Genomic DNA, 13,399 nt, shown 5'->3' with positions numbered 1-13,399 from the left:
TCAACGCCCCGCCCGCCGCGCCTCCACGGCCCGCGCCAGGCGCTCCAGCACCCAGGCGGACGTCTCCCAGTCGATGCAGCCGTCGGTGATCGAGCGGCCGTAGACCAGGGGCTGGCCGGGCGTCAGGTCCTGGCGGCCGGCCAGCAGGTTGCTCTCCACCATCACGCCGAACACCTGCCGCTCGCCGGCCTCGATGCGGCGGGCGATGTCGTCGGCGACCCCCGGCTGGCGCTCGGGCTGCTTGCCGCTGTTGGCGTGCGAGACGTCGACCATCAGCCGGGTCGGCAGGCCGGCGGCGGCCAGCCGCGTCGAGGCGCCGGCGATGCTGGCGGCGTCGCAGTTGGGCGCGGTCCCGCCGCGCAGCACCACGTGGGCGTCGGCGTTGCCGCTGGTGGCGGCGATGGCCGAGCGGCCGTCCTTGGTCACCGCCAGGAAATGGTGCGGCTGGCTGGCCGCCTTCACCGCGTCGATGGCGATCTGCACGTCGCCGCCGGTGCCGTTCTTGAAGCCCACCGGGCACGACAGGCCCGACGCCATCTCGCGGTGGATCTGGCTCTCGGTGGTGCGCGCGCCGATCGCGCCCCAGGCCACCAGGTCGGCGATGTACTGCGGGGTGATCACGTCCAGGAACTCGCACGCCGCCGGCAGACCCAGGTCGTTGACGTGCAGCAGCAGCTGGCGCGCCGCGCGCAGGCCCTCGTCGATGCGGAAGCTGCCGTCCAGGCGCGGATCGTTGATCAGCCCCTTCCACCCCACCGTGGTCCTGGGCTTTTCGAAATAGACCCGCATGACGATCTCCAGCGACCCCTTCAGCCGCTCGCGCTGGGCCGCCAGGCGTTCGGCGTAGTCGATGGCCGCCCTGGGGTCGTGGATCGAGCACGGCCCGATCACCACCACCAGCCGGTCGTCGTCGCCGTGCAGGATCGACTGCACGGCCGCGCGGGCCCCGCTGACCGTGGCGCCGGCCCGGTGGCTGACCGGCAGGTCGTCGATCAGGTCCGCCGGCGGGCGCAGCGGGGTGATGGCGCGGATGCGCAGGTCGTCGGTGGGGGTCGGGGTCTGCAGGGTCATGCCGTGGGCCTTTCGGGTGGGACCGGCGCCGGCGGCATGAAAAAAGCCGCCAGGGAGCTGGCGGCTGGTGGGGGTTCGGATGTGATCTTGAGGTCTAGATCAGGTCGAACTCGTCCCGTCCTCCGCCAGAGGCATCGGATTGCCAAAAGTACCAAAAATAGGTGCTGGCGACGGACGGGTTCATTGCCCGGGTTCTGTAGCGCGGAAATTTCGCCGAGTCACCTGCCCTGGGCCGCCAGGATCGCCGCCAGTCCCTCGCGGTAGGTGGGGAAGGCCGGACGCCAGCCCAGTTCGGCCTTGGCCAGGGCGTTGGAGACGCGCTTGTTCTCGCTCCAGAAGCGGCGGGCGGGGACGCTCAGCGTGCTCAGGTCCACCGGTTCTTCCGGCGGGACCGGCAGGCCCAGAAGCCGCGCGGCATGGGCGGTGACATCGGCGCTGGGGGCCGGCAGGTCGTCGCAGAGATTGAACACGGCGCCGGCGCGCGGCCGCGCGATGGCGGTGGCGATGGCGGTGGCGGCGTCGCCCAGGTGCAGGCGCGAGAACACCTGTCCCGGCCGGACCAGCCGCCGGGCGTCGCCGGCGCGCACCCGGTCGAGGGCGCTGCGCCCGGGACCGTAGAGGCCGGGCAGGCGGAAGATGGCCAGTGTCGCGCCGGTCTCGGCGGCCAGGGCGCTCCAGGCCGTCTCGGCGGCCACGCGGCGGTGGGCCTCGGCCGACTGGGGCGCCGTCGGCGTCTGCTCGAACACCCAGCGTCCGCCGTGGTCGCCATAGACCCCGGTGGTGGAGAGGTAGCCGATCCACGGCCGCGCCTCGCCGGCGCGCAGGGCCGGGGCCAGGGCGGCGAGACCGGGGCAGCCGCCGTCATCCGGCGGCGCGGTGACCAGCACGGCGTCGGCGGCGCCGGCCGCCGCGGCGAGCGCCCCCGGGTCGGCGACGTCGACGTCCTGCACGCCCTCGGCCGCCAGGGCCGCGGCGGCGCCCTCCGAGCGCGCCGTGGCGCTCACCGCCCAGCCCTCGGCCTTCAGCCGCCGGCCCAGGGCCGCGCCGACGCCGCCCCAGCCGAACACGAAAAGGCGGGGCAGGCCGGGCAGGCGAGGGGGGCTCACCCCTTCAGCAGGCCGGCGGCCAGGTCGCGCACCGCGCCGCCGTGCTCGGCGTGCTTGAGGCCGAACGCGAGGTTGGCGCGCAGCAGTCCCAGCACGTCGCCGCAGTCGTAGGTGGTCCCCTGGTATTCCAGGGCGTGGAAGTCCTGGATCGCCATCAGCCGCAGCATGGCGTCGGTGAGCTGGATCTCGCCGCCGGCGCCCTTCTGGTGGTCGGCCAGCAGGGCGAAGATCTCCGGATGCAGCACATAGCGACCGGAGATGAACAGGTTCGACGGTTCGGTCCCCGGCGGCGGTTTCTCGACCATGCCGGTCATGGTCTTCAGCCGGCCGTCGAAGCCGGCCGCGGTGTCGCCCAGGGAGACGATGCCGTACTTGTGCGCCTGCCCGGGCGGCGCAGGCTCCACGGCGACGATGTTGCCGCCCACCTGCTGGTAGGCGTCGATGCACTGCTTCAGGGCGGCCGGGGCGGCGTCCATCAGCATGTCGGGCAGCATCACCGCGAACGGCTCGTCGCCGATCAGGTCACGGGCGCACCAGACCGCGTGGCCCAGGCCGTTCGCGCGCATCTGGCGGATGAAGCTCATCTGGCCCGGCTGCGGCAGGTCGGCGGTGGCCAGGGCCAGGATGTCGACCTTGCCCTTGGCCTCCAGCTGGCTCTCCAGCTCGACGTTGTGGTCGAAGTAGTCCTCGATCGGCCCCTGGCCGCGACCGACGATGAAGATGAAGTGCTCGATGCCGGCCGCCCGGCCCTCCTCGACCACGTGCGCCAGGATCGGCCGGTCGAACACGTTGAGCAGATTCTTGGGCGTCGCCTTGGCGGCGGGCATCGCGCGGGTGCCGAACCCCGCCACCGGCAGCACAGCTTTACGGACAGGTCGCATGGAGCCCTCTTGCCTGACGTCCGCCGTACAGGAGGGCGCATCGGTCTCAAATTCTTTTCCGTCGATCAAGGAACCATCACGCTTGCGTGTTCGTTTCCGCCGCGCATCCTGGAGGAATATCCTATGACGAAACGCACCACCGTGGCCGTGATGCTGGCGGTCAGCATGGCCTGTGGCCTTGGCGCCTGCCAGAAGAAGGCCGACACCTCGGCGACGACCACGACGGACACCACCACCACGACGACCAGTCCGGCGGACACCTCCGCGATGTCGTCGGCGACCCCGGCCGACTCGTCGGCGATGTCGTCGGCCAGCCCTGCCGGCGAGGCGACCACCAGCACCCAGTCGACGACCACCACGACCACCAAGAGCCAGTAACCGGCAAGAGGCCGTAACCGGCAGGAGCCGGCAACCGGCTCCCCGACCCTTCAGAAGGCCCCTCGCCGCAAGGCGGGGGGCTTTTTCGTGCGGCCTATTCGACGGTCACCGACTTGGCCAGGTTGCGCGGCTGGTCGACGTCCGCCCCCTTCTGCACGGCCACGTAGTAGGCCAGCAGCTGGATCGGCGCGGCGAACACCAGCGGCGCGATCACCGGATCGCAGGCCGGGGCCAGCACCACCCGGACGCCCTCCGGCGCGTGCCGCGCGCCGGCCTCGTCGGTGATCATCACGATCCGGCCGCCGCGGGCGATCACCTCGCTCATGTTCGAGGCGGTCTTCTCGAACAGCTCGTCGCTGGGCGCGATGACGATGATCGGCGTGGCCTCGTCGACCAGGGCGATGGGCCCGTGCTTCAACTCGCCCGCCGCATAGCCCTCGGCGTGGATATAGCTGATTTCCTTGAGCTTCAGGGCGCCCTCCAGCGCCAGCGGGTACATCGCCCCGCGGCCCAGGTAGAGCACGTCGCGCGCCCGGGCGATGTCGGCGGCGATGGCCTTGATCTCGTCCTCGGCGCCGATCGACTGGGCGATCAGGCGCGGCACCTCCATCAGCAGGGTGGTCAGGCGCGCCTCCTCGGCGGCGTCGATCCGGCCGCGCTGGCGGGCGGCGGCGACCGCCAGGGCGGTGAGGGCGGCAACCTGCGAGGTGAAGGCCTTGGTCGAGGCGACGCCGATCTCCGGCCCGGCGTGGGTCGGGAACAGGACGTCGGCCTCGCGCGCCATGGTGCTCTCGTGGTTGTTCACCAGGGCGGCGGTCTGGATGCCGCGTTCCTTGCACCAGCGCAGCGCCGCCAGGGTGTCGGCGGTCTCGCCCGACTGCGAGACGGCCAGGGCCAGGGCGCCGGGGGCCAGCGCCGGCCGCCGGTAGCGGAACTCCGAGGCGATCTCCACCTCGCACGGCAGGTCGGCCAGCCGCTCGAACAGGTAGCGGGCGATCATGCCGGCGTAGGAGGCCGTGCCGCAGGCGACGATCTGCAGCTTGTCGACCTTGGCGAAGTCCACGCCCGGCGCCTTGGCCGCTGCGGTCACCGGATCGATGTAGGCCGACAGGGTGTGCTGGCAGGCTTCCGGCTGGTCGTGGATCTCCTTTTCCATGAAGTGCCGGTAGTTGCCCTTTTCCACCAGGGCGGCGGCGGGCGAGACCATCCGCTCGGGGCGGGTCACCGGCTGGCCGGCGGCGTCGAAGATCCGCGCCCCCTGGTGGTCGATGGCGACGAAGTCGCCCTCGTCCAGGTAGACGATGCGGTTGGTGAAGGGGCCGACCGCCAGGGCGTCGGAGCCGATGAACATCTCGCCGCGGCCGTGGCCCACCACCAGCGGGCTGCCGCGCCGGGCGCCCATCACCAGATCCTTTTCCCCCTGGACCAGGATTCCCAGCGCATAGGCGCCGGTCAGCCGGTCGAGGGTCGCCTTCAGCGCCTTCAGCGGATCGGGGATGGTCTCCAGGGTGCGGTCCAGCAGGTGGGCGATGACCTCGGTGTCGGTGTCGCTCTGGAAGCTGCGGCCCTCGGCGCGCAGCTCTTCGCGCAGCTCGGCGTAGTTCTCGATGATGCCGTTGTGCACCAGGGTCACGCGGCCGGCGGTGTGCGGGTGGGCGTTGCGCTCGGCGGGCGCGCCGTGCGTGGCCCAGCGGGTGTGGCCGATCCCCACCGTGCCGGCCAGGGGCTCCTGGGCCAGGACGGCCTCGAGGGCGCGGATCTTGCCCTGAGCGCGGCGGCGTTCGACGTGGCCGTCGACCATGGCGGCGACGCCGGCGGAGTCATAGCCCCGGTATTCAAGTCGCTTCAGGCTGTCGATCAGCCTGTCTGCCACCGGCTCGACGCCGACGATGCCGATGATCCCGCACATGCCTTGGATGACCTCTCGGAAACGGACTTTGTGGAACGGCTCGGGCCGCGATAAGGTTTAGCTCGGCCGACCGCTCCCGCGAACGCGGCGCCCAGCGTGGTGGCGAGGCGTTTAGCATCCGCAAAGAGCCGGTCAGCTAATTTCTCAGTTTCGCAGCATTTCGGCGAATGGAAGACGAAGCCTCATGACCAAGCGCGGCTACTTCGGCACGGACGGCATTCGCGGCCAGGCCAATCTGTTCCCCATGACCGCCGAGGTGGCGCTGCGCGCCGGCATGGCCGCGGGCAAGCTGTTCCGCACCAGTGGCGACCGCCGCCACCTTGTGGTGATCGGCAAGGATACGCGGCTGTCGGGCTACATGATCGAGCCGGCCCTGGTGGCCGGCTTCACCAGCGTCGGCATGGACGTGCGCCTGTTCGGCCCGCTGCCGACCCCGGCGGTGGCGATGATGACCCGCTCGATGCGCGCCGACCTGGGCGTGATGATCAGCGCCTCGCACAATAACTTCGCCGACAACGGCATCAAGCTGTTCGGCCCGGATGGCTACAAGCTGTCCGACGCCGTGGAGGCCGAGATCGAGGCGCACATGGACGAGGGCCTGCAGGAAGGCCTCGCCGAGCCCAAGCAGCTGGGCCGGGTGGCGCGGATGGACGAGGCGCAGGCGCGCTACATCGAGCTGGTCAAGGCCACCTTCCCGCGCAATCTCAGCCTGCAGGGGCTGCGGGTGGTGATCGATTGCGCCCATGGCGCCGCCTACAAGGTCGCCCCCACGGCGCTCTACGAGCTGGGCGCCGAGGTGATCGAGATCGGCGTCGCGCCGAACGGCCTGAACATCAACGAGGAATGCGGCTCGACCTATCCCTCGACCATGGCCAAGGCGGTGCGCGACTACCGCGCCGACCTCGGCATCGCCCTGGACGGGGACGCCGACCGGGTGGTGATCTGCGACGAGAAGGGCACCGTGGTCGACGGCGACCAGATCATGGCCACCATCGCCGCGGCCCTGGCGGCCAAGGACAAGCTGTCGGGCGGCGGCGTGGTGGCGACGGTGATGTCCAACCTCGGCCTGGAGCGGTTCCTGTCGGAACGGGGGCTGAAGCTGGAGCGCACCGCCGTGGGCGACCGCTACGTCATGGAGCGGATGCGCGCCGGCAAGTTCAACCTGGGCGGCGAGCAGAGCGGCCACATCATCCTGTCGGACCACTCCACCACCGGCGACGGTTTGATCGCGGGGCTGCAGGTGATGGCCGAGCTGGTGCGCTCCGGCAAGCCGATGAGCGCCCTGGCCCGCCAGTTCCAGCCGGTGCCGCAGAAGCTGGAGAATGTGCGCTTCGCCGGCGGCAAGCCGCTGGAGCACGAGACGGTGAAGAGCGCGATCAAGGACGCCGAGCAGCGCCTGAACGGCTCGGGCCGGGTGCTGGTGCGCGCCTCCGGCACCGAGCCGCTGATCCGCATCATGGCCGAGGGTGACGACGAGAAGCTGGTCGGCCAGCTGGTGCGCGAGATCGCCGGGGCGGTGAAGTCCGCGGCGGCCTGAGCCCAGGGCGCGGGCCTGATCCTGATTGGCCCTCGCCCCCCTCGGGGGAGAGGGTTGGGTGAGGGGGCGGCGCCGTCGGCCGAGGCCATCCGGACGGGCTCGTCACGCGGGACCACCCCTCACCCAACCCTCTCCCCGCGACCGGGGAGAGGGCTTTTAACTAGGGCGCCTCGTCGGGGTTGGGCTTCTTCTTTCCCGCCTTCTGCAGCTGGGCGATGTCGGCCTCCAGGCCGGCGCGCAGGCTGGGCTCGGGGGGCTTGGCGCCGACATCCTGCACGTCGTGCACCCGCCAGGCGCCGCCTTCCTTCACCAGGTCGAAGGCGTTGCGGTGCATCTGGTCGAACACCTTGAAGTCGACGACCGCCTTGGCCGCGGTGGCGGTGGCCGACTGCACGGTCACCGTGGCGGTGATCTTGTCGTAGTCCTGGCAGTCGCACAGCCAGTCGCCGTCGATGAAGCCGACCTCGTCCGGTCCGTTCAGCTTGGCGTCCCGGGCCAGCAGGTCGACCATCGCCTTGTCGAACACCCGCGGGGCGTCCTTGTCCATCGGCGCGAAGGCGTTGTTGTCGGTCGAGGCGCCCTTGGCGTAGTTCGCGTAGAGCCCCTCGAGGAAGGCCTTGGCGTCGGCGGCGTCCTGGCCGGCGGCGGGCGCCGCCGCGGTCTGGGCCGGCGCCGACGCGGCGGCGGTGGTCGCGGCCGAGGTGGGGGCGGCGGGCTTGTTGCAGCCGGCGAGGGCGGCGAACGCCGCCGCGCCGGCAAGACAATGAGCAATTCTGGTCACGACGATCTACGCCCTCTCGGATATCGATGTTCGGCGTAACCTAGCCGCTGGCGCGGCCGGCGCCACCCCGTAAGCGTGACAATTGTCCCCTCGACAGAGGATGAATTTCCCGTAACCTTCCCGCATCGCGCCGCTCGACCGGTGCGTTCGAAAAAGAAGACCCGAGGAACGTCGCCCCCGCAGAAGGGGCCAGGAGGCCGAATGTCCCGCCACTCCACCTGGAGCGCGCAGGCTGTGCCCGCTCATCCCGCGAGGGAAGCGGCCAAGCCGATCGCCTGCATCCTGTTCATCGCCGCCCTGGGCGCCGCCTTCTGGGCCGGCGTGCTGTGGGTGACCCTGCCGCTGCTGAAATAGCGCGGCTCAGGCGCGGCCGACGCTGGCGTAGGCGAAGCCCTTTTCACGCACTTCCTGCGGACGATAGACGTTGCGCAGGTCGACGATCGCCGGCCGCCGCATCAGCGTGCGCACCCGGTCCAGGTCCAGCGCGCGGAACTGGTCCCACTCGGTGATGATCACCATCACGTCCGCCCCCTCCACCGCCTCGTAGGGGCTGTTGCGGAAGTCGACGTCGCGCAGCAGCTGGCGCGCCTCGTGGCCCTCGGGGTCGTAGGCCTGGACCCGCGCGCCCATGGCCTGCAGCTCCGGGACGATGTCCAGGGAGGGCGCATCGCGCATGTCGTCGGTGTTCGGCTTGAAGGTCAGCCCCAGCACCCCGACCGTCTTGCCCTTCAGATCGCCGCCCAGGGCCTCGGCCACGCGGCCGGCCATGGCCTTCTTGCGCGCGTCGTTGACCCGCACCGTGGTCTCCACCAGCTGCAGCGGGCGTCCCAGATCCTGGGCCGTCTGCACCAGGGCCAGGGTGTCCTTGGGAAAGCATGAGCCGCCATAGCCGGGCCCGGCGTGCAGGAACTTGCCGCCGATGCGCTTGTCCAGGCCGATTCCGCGGGCGACCTGCTGCACGTCCGCCCCGGCGACCTCGCACAGGTCCGCCACCTCGTTGATGAAGGTGATCTTCAGCGCCAGGAAGGCGTTGGCGGCGTACTTGATCAGCTCGGAGGTGCGCCGCCCGGTGAACAGGATCGGCGTCTCGTTGAGGAACAGCGGCCGGTAGAGTTCGGTCATCACCGGCCGGGCGCGCTCGTCCTCGATGCCGACCACCACCCGGTCGGGGCGCTTGAAGTCCTCGATCGCCGCGCCCTCGCGCAGGAATTCCGGATTGGAGACCACCGCCACGTCGGCGTCCGGCCGCACGCGCCGGATGATGGCCTCGATCTCGTCCCCCGTGCCCACCGGCACCGTCGACTTGGTGACCACCAGGGTGAAGCCGTCGATCAGGCCGGCGATCTCCTCGGCGGCGGCGTGGACATAGGTCAGGTCGGCGTGGCCGTCGCCGCGGCGCGAGGGCGTGCCCACGGCGATGAACACCGCGTCGGCCGCGGCGATCGCCTCGGCCCCGTCGGTGGCGAAGGCCAGGCGACCCTCGCGGACGTTGCGCTCCACCAGGATTTCCAGACCGGGCTCATAGATCGGCATCTCGCCGGCCTTCAGGCGCTCGATCTTGCCGGCGTCCTTGTCGATGCAGGTCACCTGGTGGCCGAAGTCGGCGAAGCAGGCGCCGGAGACCAGGCCGACGTATCCCGTACCGATCATGGCGACGCGCATGCAGGCTCCTTGCAAACAGTCTTCAGTGTCCGGAAGCTTATCTGGCCGTTCAACGGCACAGTTTTAAGACGCCGGCGCGGCGTCAGATTTCCTGGTTGTAGCCGCCGATCTCGGGGTGGCGGGCGAGCCTCGGCTTGACCTCCTTGTGGAACAGGTCGCGCATGTCGTCGGCCGACCGCGTGCTCTCCACCACCACCACCAGCTCCGGCTTGTTCGACGAGGCGCGCACCAGCACCCACGAGCCATCCTCCAGCGCCACGCGCACGCCGTTGACGGTGATCACCTGCTTGATCGCCCGGCCCAGGATCTTGCCGCCGCCGGCGGCGAAGGCCTCGTATTCCTTCACGATCGCATCGCACACGCCGTACTTCACCTCGTCGGCGCAATGCGGGCTCATGGTCAGCGACGTATAGGCGACGGGGAGGGCGTCCTTAAGGTCGCTCAGCCGGTGCTGCGGGTTGCGGTCCAGCATCGCCAGGATCGCCGCCGCCGCCGTCAGGCCGCAGTCGTAGCCGCGCCCCAGCGGCGGGTTGAAGAAGAAGTGGCCCGACTTCTCGAAGCCGGCCAGGGCGCCGATCTCGGCGGTCTTGCGCTTGATGTAGCTGTGACCGGTCTTCCAGTAGACGGTGGTCACCCCGTGCGAGGCGAGCAGCGGGTCGGTGGCGTAGAGGCCGGTGGATTTCACGTCGACGACGAAGCTGGCCCCGGGGTGCAGCGGCGCGAGGTCGCGCGCCAGCATCAGGCCGATCTTGTCGGCGAAGATCTCCTCGCCGGTGTTGTCGACGACGCCGCAGCGGTCGCCGTCGCCGTCGAAGCCCAGCGCCAGGTCGGCGCCGTGCTCACGGACGGCCTTGGCCATCTCGTGCAGCATTTCCTGGTCTTCGGGGTTGGGATTGTAGCGCGGGAAGGTCCAGTCCAGCTCGCAATCCATCTCGATGACCTCGGCGCCCATGCGCCGCAGCGCCTCGGGGGCGAAGGCGCCGGCGGTGCCGTTGCCGCAGGCGGCGACGACCTTCAGCGGCCGCTTCAGCTGGCAGCGGGTGGCGACGTCGGCGATGTAGCGCTCGGCGACCCCCTCGACGTGGATCAGGGTTCCGCCCGGCCGGCCGACGCCCTGGCCGCCCAGCACGATGTCCTTCAGCCGGCCGATCTCGTCCGGGCCGAAGGTCAGCGGCGCCTGAGCGCCCATCTTCACCCCGGTCCAGCCGTTCTCGTTGTGGCTGGCGGTGACCATGGCCACGCACGGCGCTTCCAGGTCGAACTGGGCGAAGTAGGCCACCGGCGACAGGGCCAGGCCGATATCCAGCACCTCGCAGCCGGCCTCCAGCAGGCCCAGGGTCAGCGCCTGCTTCACCGACAGGGAATAGGAGCGGAAATCGTGGCCGACCACGATGCGCCGCTGGCCGAGTTCATGGATATAGGTCCCCAGGCCCAGGCCCAGCGCCTGGATGCCCAGCAGGTTGATCTCGGACCCCAGCAGCCAGCGGGCGTCGTATTCGCGAAAGCCCGTCGCCTTGACCAGCGGCGTACTCTCGTAGGCGGCGGTGTTGGCGACGAGGTCGGCTCGGGGGGCGGGCAGCATGGCGCCTCTTTGGCATGTGTCGGGGGCGGGGCTCAAACGGTTGTCGAAGCCCAAGGTTCATGGTCCTGCGGGCGGCTGCGCCCCGCGCGGCATTGCCGGCCTCGCGGCGCTGGGCGCCGGCGCGTGGCCGAACGGCGCCGGCGAGCGACGTCCCAGCCCTTGCGGCCAGGCCAGGGCGAGGCCGACAAGCCCCAGGGCCAGGAGCGCCAGCAGCGGCAGGGCGATGCGGTCGGACATGGAGGGGCTTATAGCCCTCCGGCGCTTGACGCGGCCAGCCCGGAGCCCTAGCCCCGCCCACCAGACCCTCGATCTGGCAGCGCCGGAGGCCCCATGCCGCGTCTCGTCCTTCTCCGTCACGGCCAGAGCCAGTGGAACCTGGAGAACCGCTTCACCGGCTGGGTGGATGTGGACCTGACCGCCGAGGGCGAGGCGCAGGCCAAGCGGGGCGGGGCGCTGATCAAGGCCGAGGGGATCGAGTTCGACCGGGCCTACGCCAGCGTGCTGACCCGGGCGATCCGCACCGGCGTGCTGGCCCTGACCGAGGCCGGCCAGTTGTGGATCCCCATGGATAAGGACTGGCGGCTGAACGAGCGCCACTACGGCGGCCTGACCGGGCTCAACAAGGCCGAGACCGCCGAGAAGCACGGCGAGGAACAGGTCAAGGTCTGGCGCCGGTCGTACGACGTCCCGCCGCCGCCGCTGGCGCCCGGCGGTCCTTACGACTTCACCCGGGATCGCCGCTACGCCGGGGCGCGCCTGCCCGACACCGAGAGCCTGAAGACCACCCTGGAGCGGGTGCTGCCGTACTGGAGCGGGGTGATCGCGCCGAAACTCGCCGCCGGCGAGACGATCCTGGTCGCGGCGCACGGCAACTCGCTGCGGGCCATCGTCAAGCTGCTGTTCGCGGTGCCGGACGACCGCATCGTCGGGGTGGAAATCCCCACTGGCAACCCGCTGCTGATCGAGCTGGCGGCCGACCTGCGGCCGACCTCGGCGCGCTATCTGGACGCCGACCGGGCCGAAGCCCTGCCTGCGACGCCGTGACCCTGAGGGGCGCCGATTCGAGGGCATTGCCGGAAGCGGTTGGAAGCATTGCGTTAATCACGTCGCCCTAGAGTCCCTGAGTCTCTTTTCGTCCTCGGGGAACTCATGTCGGAAGCCGCCGCCCAGAGCGTGCAACATCGCAAGCTCACCCAGGCGGAGGTGGATGTGATCTGCCTGCGGCACGACCGCCTGTGGTCGTCGCGCATGGGCGGCGCCCGGGCGGTGTTCACCTGGAAGGACCTGACCGGCCTCGATCTGTCGGGTCGCAACCTGTGCGACGCCGACTTCACGGGGGCGATCCTGGTGGAGTGCAAGATGCACGGCGCCCGCCTGGACAACGCCAACCTGTTCGGCGCCGACCTGCAGAACGCTGACCTCACCGAGGCGTCGCTGCGGCGCACCGACCTGCGCGGGGCCTGCCTGCGGGGCGCCAACCTCACCGGCGCGGACCTGTTCGAGGCCGACCTGCGCGAGGGGGCCATCGCCGCCGCCGATCGCGAGCGTGGCCTGCGCGTGCTCGAGCACGTCGACCGCGCCACCCAGGCCCAGGGCGTGATCCTGGCGGGGGCCAACCTGGAACGCTCGCGCCTGTCCGGGGTGATGGCGGTCAAGGCCGACTTCTCCGACGCCATCCTCAAGGACGCCAAGCTGGTGCGGGCGAACCTGAAGCAGGCCAACATGAACGGCGCCAACCTCGCCGGCGCCGACCTGTCGGGCGCGGATCTCGCCGGCGCGGACCTGCGCGACGCCATCCTGGTGGGCGCCAAGACCTACAGCTGGAACGTCAGCAACGCCGACATGGCCGGCGCCCTGACCGACAAGACCGTCGGCCAGGACATCGCCGAGCTGCCCTATGACGAGATGCTGCGCGCGCACGCCCTGTGGTGCGAGACCGGGGGGCGCGAAGGCTCGCCCTCGGTGTTCGACAACGCCGACCTGCGCTCGCTGAAGTCGATCACCGGCTTCAACCTGACCGCCCTGTCGGCCAAGGGCGCCACCTTCTACGGCCTCGACATGAGCGGCGTGCAGCTGCAGGGGGCCCACCTCGAGGGCGCGGACCTGCGGGCCTGCAACCTGCGCCAGGCCGACCTGCGCGGCGCCCGGCTGATCGGCGCCAAGCTGTCGGGGTCCGACCTGCGCGACGCCCAGCTGGGGCCGCTGGTCATCGGTCCGAACCGCACCCTGCCGTGCGACATGAGCCGTGCGATCCTCAAGAACGTGGACTTCGCCCGGGCCGACATGCGCCAGGCGGTGCTGGCCGGCGCGGACCTGTCGCGGGCCAACTTCACCGGCGCCTTCCTCAAGGGGATCGACGTCGCCGACTGCCTGCGCGACGGCGCCCGCGGCCTGGACGGCGTGTTCTGAAACTTCCCCATCGTGGGCAACCGTCACCGCGCCGTTAACCAATCGGCGATATTGGCGTGGTAAGTGCAAAAATCATTGTTCTT

At 70.6% G+C, this 13,399-nt stretch carries 13 protein-coding genes; 5 read left to right on the top strand and 8 right to left on the bottom strand.

The annotated features are described in order from the left end of the window. The 3 genes from ACO2Q3_RS04980 to ACO2Q3_RS04970 all read right to left on the bottom strand — a co-directional run bounded on the left by ACO2Q3_RS04980 (window position 1) and on the right by ACO2Q3_RS04970 (window position 3,058). Window positions 1-1,071 carry a 3-deoxy-7-phosphoheptulonate synthase gene (locus ACO2Q3_RS04980; RefSeq protein WP_423305429.1) on the bottom strand — a complete coding sequence of 357 codons (1,071 nt, stop codon included), beginning with the start codon at window positions 1,069-1,071 and terminating at the stop codon, window positions 1-3. Window positions 1,072-1,289: 218 nt separating this feature from the next. Further along, window positions 1,290-2,177, bottom strand: a complete 888-nt coding sequence (locus tag ACO2Q3_RS04975; RefSeq protein ID WP_423305428.1) for an NAD-dependent epimerase/dehydratase family protein — start codon at window positions 2,175-2,177, stop codon at window positions 1,290-1,292. Further along, window positions 2,174-3,058, bottom strand: a complete 885-nt coding sequence (locus tag ACO2Q3_RS04970) for a UTP--glucose-1-phosphate uridylyltransferase (RefSeq protein WP_423305427.1) — start codon at window positions 3,056-3,058, stop codon at window positions 2,174-2,176. The genes ACO2Q3_RS04975 and ACO2Q3_RS04970 overlap by 4 nt, the downstream gene beginning before the upstream one ends. Window positions 3,059-3,181: 123 nt before the next feature. Between ACO2Q3_RS04970 and ACO2Q3_RS04965 the strand changes: the two genes are divergently transcribed. Continuing rightward, entirely contained in the window at window positions 3,182-3,436 is a 255-nt protein-coding gene (locus tag ACO2Q3_RS04965) for a hypothetical protein (RefSeq protein ID WP_423305426.1), read from the top strand. Between the two features lie 94 nt (window positions 3,437-3,530). Here ACO2Q3_RS04965 and glmS read toward each other — a convergent pair whose 3' ends face one another. Then, window positions 3,531-5,345, bottom strand: a complete 1,815-nt coding sequence (gene glmS, locus ACO2Q3_RS04960; RefSeq protein ID WP_423305425.1) for a glutamine--fructose-6-phosphate transaminase (isomerizing) — start codon at window positions 5,343-5,345, stop codon at window positions 3,531-3,533. 184 nt (window positions 5,346-5,529) lie between these two features. Between glmS and glmM the strand changes: the two genes are divergently transcribed. Then, window positions 5,530-6,882: a phosphoglucosamine mutase gene (gene glmM, locus ACO2Q3_RS04955; RefSeq protein ID WP_423305424.1), complete on the top strand. Its 1,353-nt coding sequence runs from the start codon at window positions 5,530-5,532 to the stop codon at window positions 6,880-6,882. A 160-nt stretch (window positions 6,883-7,042) separates the two neighbouring features. Here glmM and ACO2Q3_RS04950 read toward each other — a convergent pair whose 3' ends face one another. Continuing rightward, a complete protein-coding gene (locus ACO2Q3_RS04950) occupies window positions 7,043-7,663 on the bottom strand; it encodes a DUF3828 domain-containing protein (protein ID WP_423305423.1) in 621 nt (206 codons plus the stop codon). A gap of 201 nt (window positions 7,664-7,864) precedes the next feature. On the opposite strand from ACO2Q3_RS04950, the gene ACO2Q3_RS04945 reads away from it, so the two are divergent. After that, window positions 7,865-8,017, top strand: a complete 153-nt coding sequence (locus ACO2Q3_RS04945) for a hypothetical protein (RefSeq protein WP_423305422.1) — start codon at window positions 7,865-7,867, stop codon at window positions 8,015-8,017. A gap of 6 nt (window positions 8,018-8,023) precedes the next feature. Here ACO2Q3_RS04945 and ACO2Q3_RS04940 read toward each other — a convergent pair whose 3' ends face one another. The 3 genes from ACO2Q3_RS04940 to ACO2Q3_RS04930 all read right to left on the bottom strand — a co-directional run bounded on the left by ACO2Q3_RS04940 (window position 8,024) and on the right by ACO2Q3_RS04930 (window position 11,144). Further along, window positions 8,024-9,325: a UDP-glucose dehydrogenase family protein gene (locus tag ACO2Q3_RS04940; RefSeq protein ID WP_423305421.1), complete on the bottom strand. Its 1,302-nt coding sequence runs from the start codon at window positions 9,323-9,325 to the stop codon at window positions 8,024-8,026. Between the two features lie 82 nt (window positions 9,326-9,407). Beyond that, complete coding sequence (locus tag ACO2Q3_RS04935) at window positions 9,408-10,907, bottom strand: phosphomannomutase/phosphoglucomutase (RefSeq protein WP_423305420.1); 1,500 nt, start codon at window positions 10,905-10,907, stop codon at window positions 9,408-9,410. 57 nt (window positions 10,908-10,964) lie between these two features. Further along, window positions 10,965-11,144 carry a hypothetical protein gene (locus tag ACO2Q3_RS04930; protein ID WP_423305419.1) on the bottom strand — a complete coding sequence of 60 codons (180 nt, stop codon included), beginning with the start codon at window positions 11,142-11,144 and terminating at the stop codon, window positions 10,965-10,967. Window positions 11,145-11,237: 93 nt separating this feature from the next. On the opposite strand from ACO2Q3_RS04930, the gene gpmA reads away from it, so the two are divergent. Then, window positions 11,238-11,951, top strand: a complete 714-nt coding sequence (gene gpmA / locus ACO2Q3_RS04925) for a 2,3-diphosphoglycerate-dependent phosphoglycerate mutase (RefSeq protein WP_423305418.1) — start codon at window positions 11,238-11,240, stop codon at window positions 11,949-11,951. Window positions 11,952-12,056: 105 nt separating this feature from the next. Next, window positions 12,057-13,316, top strand: a complete 1,260-nt coding sequence (locus tag ACO2Q3_RS04920) for a pentapeptide repeat-containing protein (RefSeq protein ID WP_423305417.1) — start codon at window positions 12,057-12,059, stop codon at window positions 13,314-13,316. The last annotated feature ends 83 nt before the right edge of the window (window positions 13,317-13,399 follow it).

The sequence above is a fragment of the Caulobacter sp. KR2-114 genome, assembly GCF_049446115.1.
Classification (GTDB): Bacteria; Pseudomonadota; Alphaproteobacteria; order Caulobacterales; family Caulobacteraceae; genus Acaudatibacter.
This window is presented reverse-complemented; position numbering and strand designations above follow the sequence as displayed.

Excerpts from the sequence above, each read along its gene's own strand:
- ACO2Q3_RS04970 (WP_423305427.1), bottom strand. The coding sequence starts at position 3,058 with ATGCGACCTGTCCGTAAAGCTGTGCTGCCGGTGGCGGGGTTCGGCACC.
- glmS (WP_423305425.1), bottom strand. The coding sequence starts at position 5,345 with ATGTGCGGGATCATCGGCATCGTCGGCGTCGAGCCGGTGGCAGACAGG.
- ACO2Q3_RS04945 (WP_423305422.1), top strand. The coding sequence starts at position 7,865 with ATGTCCCGCCACTCCACCTGGAGCGCGCAGGCTGTGCCCGCTCATCCC.
- glmM (WP_423305424.1), top strand. The coding sequence starts at position 5,530 with ATGACCAAGCGCGGCTACTTCGGCACGGACGGCATTCGCGGCCAGGCC.
- gpmA (WP_423305418.1), top strand. The coding sequence starts at position 11,238 with ATGCCGCGTCTCGTCCTTCTCCGTCACGGCCAGAGCCAGTGGAACCTG.
- ACO2Q3_RS04930 (WP_423305419.1), bottom strand. The coding sequence starts at position 11,144 with ATGTCCGACCGCATCGCCCTGCCGCTGCTGGCGCTCCTGGCCCTGGGG.
- ACO2Q3_RS04940 (WP_423305421.1), bottom strand. The coding sequence starts at position 9,325 with ATGCGCGTCGCCATGATCGGTACGGGATACGTCGGCCTGGTCTCCGGC.
- ACO2Q3_RS04965 (WP_423305426.1), top strand. The coding sequence starts at position 3,182 with ATGACGAAACGCACCACCGTGGCCGTGATGCTGGCGGTCAGCATGGCC.
- ACO2Q3_RS04935 (WP_423305420.1), bottom strand. The coding sequence starts at position 10,907 with ATGCTGCCCGCCCCCCGAGCCGACCTCGTCGCCAACACCGCCGCCTAC.
- ACO2Q3_RS04980 (WP_423305429.1), bottom strand. The coding sequence starts at position 1,071 with ATGACCCTGCAGACCCCGACCCCCACCGACGACCTGCGCATCCGCGCC.
- ACO2Q3_RS04920 (WP_423305417.1), top strand. The coding sequence starts at position 12,057 with ATGTCGGAAGCCGCCGCCCAGAGCGTGCAACATCGCAAGCTCACCCAG.